The sequence below is a fragment of the Hallella mizrahii genome (assembly GCF_009695775.1).
Taxonomy (GTDB): Bacteria; Bacteroidota; Bacteroidia; order Bacteroidales; family Bacteroidaceae; genus Prevotella; species Prevotella mizrahii.
This window is the reverse complement of record NZ_VUNG01000001.1, coordinates 234,066-240,843: the sequence shown is the minus strand read 5'-3', so window position 1 is coordinate 240,843 and position 6,778 is coordinate 234,066. Positions and strand designations below refer to the sequence as shown.

Sequence of the window (6,778 nt, the reverse complement as noted above, 5' to 3'; positions counted from 1 at the left end):
CCGTCTTATATAGGAAGAGCAGCTGTTCAAAATCTGATGTTCTCTCCATAAATTGTATGAATTTAAGTCGAGGACAAAAGTAACAGATTTTAAGGCTTTAAGCAATACGTCATTTTTGGACGCTTACACCTTCAGACATATAAACGTGTTTGATTATCAGTGTAAAGATGCAAGAAAAGCTCAATACTGATGAACTCCTTCAGAAGTTAGAACGATTAAGCCGCGAAAATGAGAGGCTGAAAAGCATACTCTCAGCACATGGCATTAGCTACGAACAAAATTCTTCGCCTAAAGACGAGGAGGTCCTTACTGTACGCTCCAACGCTGATAATCAAGGCCTGCTGAGCAAAGAGCAAATCCTGCAACAACGGAAGAATCTCTTTCGAAGTCTGTTCAAAGGCCGGGAGGATGTGTTTGCACTCAGATGGACCAGCAGCGATGGTAGCAAGTCCGGTTACATGCCAGCATGCTCCAACCGTTGGACTTCTCTTTGTGATAGGAAAAAATACAAATGCGCCAACTGTCCGAACCGCCAATTTGTTTCTTTGGGTGACGCAGAAATTTATAATCACTTGTGTGGCGTGGATAAGTGGGGGAAGCCTTTTACAATAGGCGTCTACGCCATACTGTCTGATGATACATGTAACTTCCTGTGTGCTGATTTTGATGATAAAAACTGCGAACACGGCTATAAGAAAGATGTGCTTGCTTTCGTCAGCGTATGCAAGGACTGGGACATACCTTATTCTATAGAGCGGTCGCGTTCCGGCAATGGCGCTCATGTATGGATATTGTTTGATCAGCCTGTTGCCGCTGGCAAGGCAAGGCGGTTGGGCAATGCCGTGCTTACGGAAGCCATGAACCGTGACGGTCGGATGTCATTTAAGTCCTATGATCGCTTCTTCCCGAACCAGGACCATCTACCGGAAGGCGGCTTTGGCAATCTTGTCGCTCTGCCTCTTCAAGGGGTGCCGAGAAAGAAAGGCAATAGTGTATTCGTCGATGACAATTTTGAGCAATTTCCGGACCAATGGAAATACCTGCGTACGGTCACGAAACTATCCGCGGATGCCGTCGAAACATTATTGAGATTGCACGCCAACGAGCCTGACTTCGGTGAATTATCGAAGACCAGCGAGGCCAAGCCTTGGGAGACACCAGTGGCAATGAATGTGACAAAAGAAGATCTGCCTACAGAGATTACTGTTGTGAAGTCCAACATGTTATATATGCCAACCAAAGGCTTATCATCAAAAGTCATCAACCACTTGAAGCGTATTGCGTCCTTCAAGAACCCGGAGTTTGGTGCTAAACTCGGCATGCATCTGTCCACCTATAATGTTCCGCGGATCATATCGTGTGCCGAAGTCTCTGATGAATGGCTTGCCCTGCCCCGTGGATGTGAGGAGGCATTGATCGAATTCTTCGAAGAGAATTCAGTCGGCATAAAGATAGAGGATAAAACCAACCATGGACATGCGATAGATGTTTCATTCAGTGGCACACTACGACCTGAGCAGGAGGCAGCTGTCAGCCAACTGATGTCCTACGACAACGGCATCTTGTCGGGAACAACAGCTTTTGGCAAGACAGTTGCAGCCATCGGCCTGATAGCGCGACGGAAAGTCAATACGCTTATACTTGTACACAACAAAGCGTTGGCAAAGCAATGGCGGACTAAATTTTGTGAGTTCATGACCATTAACTATACGTTGCCGGATGCTCCTAAGAAACGGGGACGAAAGAAGGAACAGCCGTTCGTCGGACTGCTGAGTTCAGACGAAAATACGCTGAACGGCAACATCGACATTGCCCTTCTACAATCCTGTGTTTCTGACAATGAGGTCAAGCCATTCGTGCGGAATTATGGCATGGTGATTGTTGATGAGTGCCACCATGTGTCAGCCTCCAACTTTGAGCAGGCGCTGAAGTATGCCAATGCACAATATGTGTATGGGCTGACGGCAACGCCCATGCGCAAGGACGGTCACCAGCCCATCATCTTTATGCAGTGCGGTCCGATACGGTTCACTGAAGACGCAGCGGCACAGATGTCAAAGCAGAAATTCTGCCGATGGCTCATTCCCCGTTTCACTACTTACAGGCAACTCGGTGAGGACAAACTGAGCTATAACCAGATATTACATGAACTGACAGACGACAAGCAACGGAACCAACAGATAATAAGCGATGTTGCAAATGCGTTGAAAGACGGACGCACACCAATTATTATAAGCGTACTCGTAGAGCATGTGTCGTTATTGGCTGAACTTATCAAACCTTTGTGTAAGCACGTCATCGTCCTTACCGGATCTGCGTCTACCAAAGAGAAGTACGAGATAGAATTAAGTCTGAAATCTGTGTTGCCTACAGAGCCGATGGTTATTGTAGCTTCGCTGAAATACATTTCAGAAGGTTTTGACTTACCGCGCCTTGACACTTTGTTCCTTGCCCAGCCAGTTTCTTATAAAGGTCTCGTCGCGCAATATACCGGCCGTCTGCATCGTGACTGTGAAGGCAAAACAGACGTGCGGGTGTATGATTATGTCGACATTCGCCAACCAATGTGCGAAACAATGTACAAACGCCGACTGCGAGGATATGCTGCCGTTGGGTATAAAGTACGGCCTCGTCAAACAAATCCGAACACCCCATTTGACATGATTTATGATGGAGACACGTTCGAGACAGCCTTCCTTGCCGACATATCCAATGCCAAACATTCGATAGTGATCGCTTGTCCCATGATTAGAATATACCGCCATCCTATTGTTATACAGAAACTTATAGAACAGCAATCCAACGGAGTGAGCATTTACGTCAATATCAGGAAGGAAGGATATGACGAAGTGAGATTCAAGGAAGTTGGCGGTACCTATTCTGTAAACGATGCGCAGACCATCCAATGTGCCATTATAGACAAATCCATTTGTTGGTATGGCGACATCAATTTCCTTGGCTATCACTCTTCTGAAGATACAGTCATGAGAATAAACGATGCGAAGATGGCAGGCGAGCTTTTGGATATTACTTATACTTCACATACAAACAGACAAAATGAGAAAGTATAAGCCCGCAGAATATGGTTGAATGAATATAGGGTGCTGCAAGATAGACCGATGTTGGTGAGCTTGTTCGGAATGTTTTCTTGCAAAATCATTTCTATAGGTGTATTTTATTAGACTTTTGCTTGTGTTTTTCAATTTTTATTCTTATCTTTGCACTGAGAGTTTAATATAGTAGACCATGGATTTGGCGCAGACAATGAAATCACGACGCAAGACATTGGGAATATCCCAACAGGATTTAGCGGAGATAGCAGAGGTGAGCCTCGCTACGGTGAAAGATATTGAGCGTGGACACGGTAATCCTTCACTTAGGACTGTGCAGAAGATTCTTGATGTTCTTGGCATGGAGATTAACTATCAGGTTAGAAAGGTAGTACCATAAATAACAGATGAACGATGAGGAAACTGGACGTATACTTTAATGATAATAGAGCAGGGGTATTGACCGAGCGAGTGCCTGGTCGTGATTATACTTTTAATTACGACAATAGCTACTTAGGCTCAGACGGCTATTCTATTTCTGCCACTCTGCCCAAACGCAAGGAGCCCTACCGCTCGGAGCATTTGTTTCCGTTCTTTTCCAATCTGCTGCCGGAGGGGGCGAATCGAAAAGTGATATGCCGTGCATTAAGAATAGATGAGAAAGACTTGTTTGGTATTCTGTCAGCCATGGCCGACAAAGATTTTATAGGTGCCGTAGAAATAAGAAAGCATAAAGATGATTAAGATACAGAACTGCCCCTCTATGCTTTTGAGAGGATATTCAACTTACAGCCCCACGGCAATAAAAAAACTGTTTGACGGGCATAAAATTTCTCCTTTCCTTGATTTCGGGATTGAGGAATTCGGCGCAAGTGAGATAGCGACTAATGCTATGCGCCGTATATCTGTATCCGGTGTACAGGAGAAGTTTCCCGCGGTCATTGACCACGGCAAGGTGCGCATAGCAGAAGAGAATGAACGATCAACATATATCCTAAAGCCAGCTCCTTGGGACAAAACTTTGGTTGAAAGGAAGCAGATTCCTGCCAATGAGAACCTCACGATGCAAATAGCCTCACAGGTGTATGGCATTGTGACGGCTGCAAACGGACTATGTTTTACCAAAGACGGACAGCCCGTGTATATTACCAAACGTTTCGACATACTACCAGACGGCGTAAAAGCTCCTATGGACGATTTTGCTGCTCTTGTAGGCTGCAACGAACAAACTGACGGCCTGCATTTCAAGTATAGTGGCTGCTATGAAGACATAGCAATAGCACTGAAAGCAAATGTAGCGGTCTGGAAGTTTGATATGGAACGGTTCTTTGAGCTCGTTGTTTTCAACTATATCTATGGCAATGGTGATGATCATCTTAAAAACTTTTCTCTCATTCGTTTGGGTGATGATTATCGTTTGTCACCTGCTTACGACCTCTTAAACACGAGTTTACACGTTAATGGTGACGATTTGGGACTTGATGGCGGGTTGTCTCCGAACATAGAGAAAAGTGATGTCTACGATCGGACAGGCCACCCCTGCCGAACCGACTTTGAACGCTTTGGTACGCAAATAGGAATTGCAAGTCTTCGCGTAAATAAAATACTTGATAAATATATGTTGATACCGGAGAAAACACGAATTTTGGTAGACGGAAGTTTCCTTACCGACAAGATGAAACGAACGTATTTGAGGATTGTTGACGAAAGGATTAGAAGATTCATACGGCAGTCTGATTGACTCTGCTCAAAACTCACAGACTAACATTTGTGACATTGTTAGTCTGTGAGTAATCACATTACTGCATCTTCTGCTGCCTACTTGCTCTTGAACATCCTGACGAGCTCGTCGCCGTACTTTTCAAGGACAAACTCCAGGGCAGCGTTGGTGAAGGCGCGGCACCCGATCGTGTTGCGGGACCGGAACTTCAGCTCATCGAGTTTGACCTTCACCTTTCCTACCACCCATACGCTCATGCCATGCTCCTTGATGCCCGTGTATCTGTCAATGCCAGTCTCAAGGCATTGCAGGTCATCGGTGTGCGTGGCATTCCTGTCCTTGTGTGACGGTTCTGAAACAATAGGCGACTCTTCCGCCCCGCTTTTAACAGTTGCTGTTTCAACAGCCTTGGGACTGTTCGGGCTCTTCGGGAGAATGTCTCTCTGTGCATTTCTCGTTGCCTCTTCCATGCTCTTGCCGGGAAGGGCGATACCTTTAGTTCTGCTCATGGTTCGGTGTTCTTAAAGATTGAATGATAAATCGTAATGTGTCGTACACGGCATGCTTCTGGTCATCCAGCAAGTCGTAGGTATTGACGCGTCGCATCTGGATGCGGTATCCGGCCCTCGGAGTAACGGTCCCGTGCTGTGCCAGGACACGCTCGTGCTCCATCCATGCCTTCCATTCGGCAGCGGTGCCGATACGTGTGTCCACCTTGTTGGGCACGAGAAACAGCCGGGCCTTCATCTGAGGGTTCAGCTCCCGCAGCTGTTCCAGCACGCCGATGAAGGTCTGCGTGGAGACCAGCGACTTCGTCTCATACTCATACGGACAGACGATGGCATCGGCATAGGCCAGCATGACGGCAAGACCGTCATCCTTGATGTTGCCCGGTGCGTCGAAGAGCACATAGCCGTCGAACTCCTGTGCGTTCTCCATCAGCTGCTGCATCGTTGCCGTGTCCGCGATGGAGAAGGACTGGATGGCATACGGCGGCTCCGTGCCGAACTGTTGCTCGTCGATCTGACGTTGCATGCTTGCCGACTGCTGCAAGTCCGTGTCGATGATGCAGACGTTCTTCTTCCAATAGACGAGATAGTTCGCCAAAAGAAGACATAGTGTTGACTTACCCACGCCACCTTTCTGGTTGGCGAAGACGATAATAACATTGTTCTGGTGTTTCATGAGGTTTGGTTTTGCTCTCACACACTCACATTTGTGACAATGTGAGTATGCGAGAATGTTAGACATTATTTTCTTTTTCCCACAGGCATGCGCTCCCTTTGGAACCTGTCAAACTCCTTGCCCTTAGTCCCGTACCGGTTTACCATCCACCGGCCAAAGTCATGGTACGTCTCGCGGACCACCATGATGCTCCTAGCCTCCTTGAGGACAGAGTCGGCATAGTGAACCTTAGCCTCCGCCGCCAGTTCCTTGTCGATGGCAGCAGAATACTTCTCTCCGGCAAAGACCGCCATCAGTATGCTTACCGAAGCGACGCCAGCTACGAAGAAGAGAATTTTTATCATCCACCGGTCTGTGACAGTCTTGATCACATCGACCTTCTGGAGAGCGTTTGGAAGGTTCTCGACGGTCTTGTCGAATGCCTTCATCTTCGCCTGAACATCTTCCGGTATCGCAACAGGAACGGAGGCCGGAATGCCCTCAATGGCACCTTTGAGGTTGTTGATGGCAGATGTAAACTCGTTCAGCCGTCCCTCGACATACTCGTCGGCACGCTTGATGGTTTCTTCCGAGACCTTCGAGGCCGTGACCGGCTTTACGGTTGCTGGTGACGGGCCAATTTTCGGGACTGCGTTTCCTTTTCCCTGCTGGGAGCCGGAAGCACCAATCGCAATTGGCTGTGGAATACTGTTCTGTTTTGGGGCGTATTGCCCCTGTCGTTTGCTATGATTCATGTATACAAAAGTTTATGCACGTCACGAGAGATTCGTTAAGTGCGGTTTGATAAAATGTTATAGTGAGAGTATGTTACTCTGTTATAATG

7 protein-coding genes are annotated in these 6,778 nt (G+C 47.1%); 4 read left to right on the top strand and 3 right to left on the bottom strand.

Features of this window, described 5'->3' with window-relative positions:
- The first annotated feature begins 167 nt into the window (after positions 1-167).
- The 4 genes from FYJ73_RS00940 to FYJ73_RS00925 all read left to right on the top strand — a co-directional run bounded on the left by FYJ73_RS00940 (position 168) and on the right by FYJ73_RS00925 (position 4,791).
- Positions 168-3,071, top strand: coding sequence for a TOTE conflict system archaeo-eukaryotic primase domain-containing protein (locus tag FYJ73_RS00940; RefSeq protein WP_154532695.1), 2,904 nt, complete (start codon positions 168-170; stop codon positions 3,069-3,071).
- A 175-nt stretch (positions 3,072-3,246) separates the two neighbouring features.
- A complete protein-coding gene (locus FYJ73_RS00935) occupies positions 3,247-3,450 on the top strand; it encodes a helix-turn-helix domain-containing protein (protein ID WP_154532693.1) in 204 nt (67 codons plus the stop codon).
- Positions 3,451-3,464: 14 nt separating this feature from the next.
- Positions 3,465-3,794 (top strand): HipA N-terminal domain-containing protein, encoded by a 330-nt coding sequence (locus FYJ73_RS00930; RefSeq protein ID WP_154532691.1) that lies wholly within the window; start codon positions 3,465-3,467, stop codon positions 3,792-3,794.
- Positions 3,787-4,791: a HipA domain-containing protein gene (locus tag FYJ73_RS00925; protein WP_154532689.1), complete on the top strand. Its 1,005-nt coding sequence runs from the start codon at positions 3,787-3,789 to the stop codon at positions 4,789-4,791. The genes FYJ73_RS00930 and FYJ73_RS00925 overlap by 8 nt, the downstream gene beginning before the upstream one ends.
- 77 nt (positions 4,792-4,868) lie before the next feature.
- On the opposite strand, the gene FYJ73_RS00920 is transcribed toward FYJ73_RS00925, so the two are convergent.
- From FYJ73_RS00920 to FYJ73_RS00910, 3 genes are all read right to left on the bottom strand, one after another.
- The gene (locus FYJ73_RS00920; protein ID WP_154532687.1) at positions 4,869-5,279 is read right to left on the bottom strand and encodes a hypothetical protein; all 411 of its coding nucleotides are present in this window, start codon (positions 5,277-5,279) and stop codon (positions 4,869-4,871) included.
- A complete protein-coding gene (locus FYJ73_RS00915) occupies positions 5,266-5,955 on the bottom strand; it encodes a ParA family protein (protein ID WP_154532685.1) in 690 nt (229 codons plus the stop codon). The genes FYJ73_RS00920 and FYJ73_RS00915 overlap by 14 nt, the downstream gene beginning before the upstream one ends.
- 65 nt (positions 5,956-6,020) lie before the next feature.
- Entirely contained in the window at positions 6,021-6,689 is a 669-nt protein-coding gene (locus FYJ73_RS00910; RefSeq protein WP_154532683.1) for a hypothetical protein, read from the bottom strand.
- Positions 6,690-6,778: the final 89 nt, after the last annotated feature.

Bases quoted from the DNA above. Each gene is read 5' to 3' on its own strand.
- FYJ73_RS00915 (WP_154532685.1), bottom strand. From the start codon at position 5,955: ATGAAACACCAGAACAATGTTATTATCGTCTTCGCCAACCAGAAAGGT.
- FYJ73_RS00920 (WP_154532687.1), bottom strand. From the start codon at position 5,279: ATGAGCAGAACTAAAGGTATCGCCCTTCCCGGCAAGAGCATGGAAGAG.
- FYJ73_RS00930 (WP_154532691.1), top strand. From the start codon at position 3,465: ATGAGGAAACTGGACGTATACTTTAATGATAATAGAGCAGGGGTATTG.
- FYJ73_RS00935 (WP_154532693.1), top strand. From the start codon at position 3,247: ATGGATTTGGCGCAGACAATGAAATCACGACGCAAGACATTGGGAATA.
- FYJ73_RS00910 (WP_154532683.1), bottom strand. From the start codon at position 6,689: ATGAATCATAGCAAACGACAGGGGCAATACGCCCCAAAACAGAACAGT.
- FYJ73_RS00940 (WP_154532695.1), top strand. From the start codon at position 168: ATGCAAGAAAAGCTCAATACTGATGAACTCCTTCAGAAGTTAGAACGA.
- FYJ73_RS00925 (WP_154532689.1), top strand. From the start codon at position 3,787: ATGATTAAGATACAGAACTGCCCCTCTATGCTTTTGAGAGGATATTCA.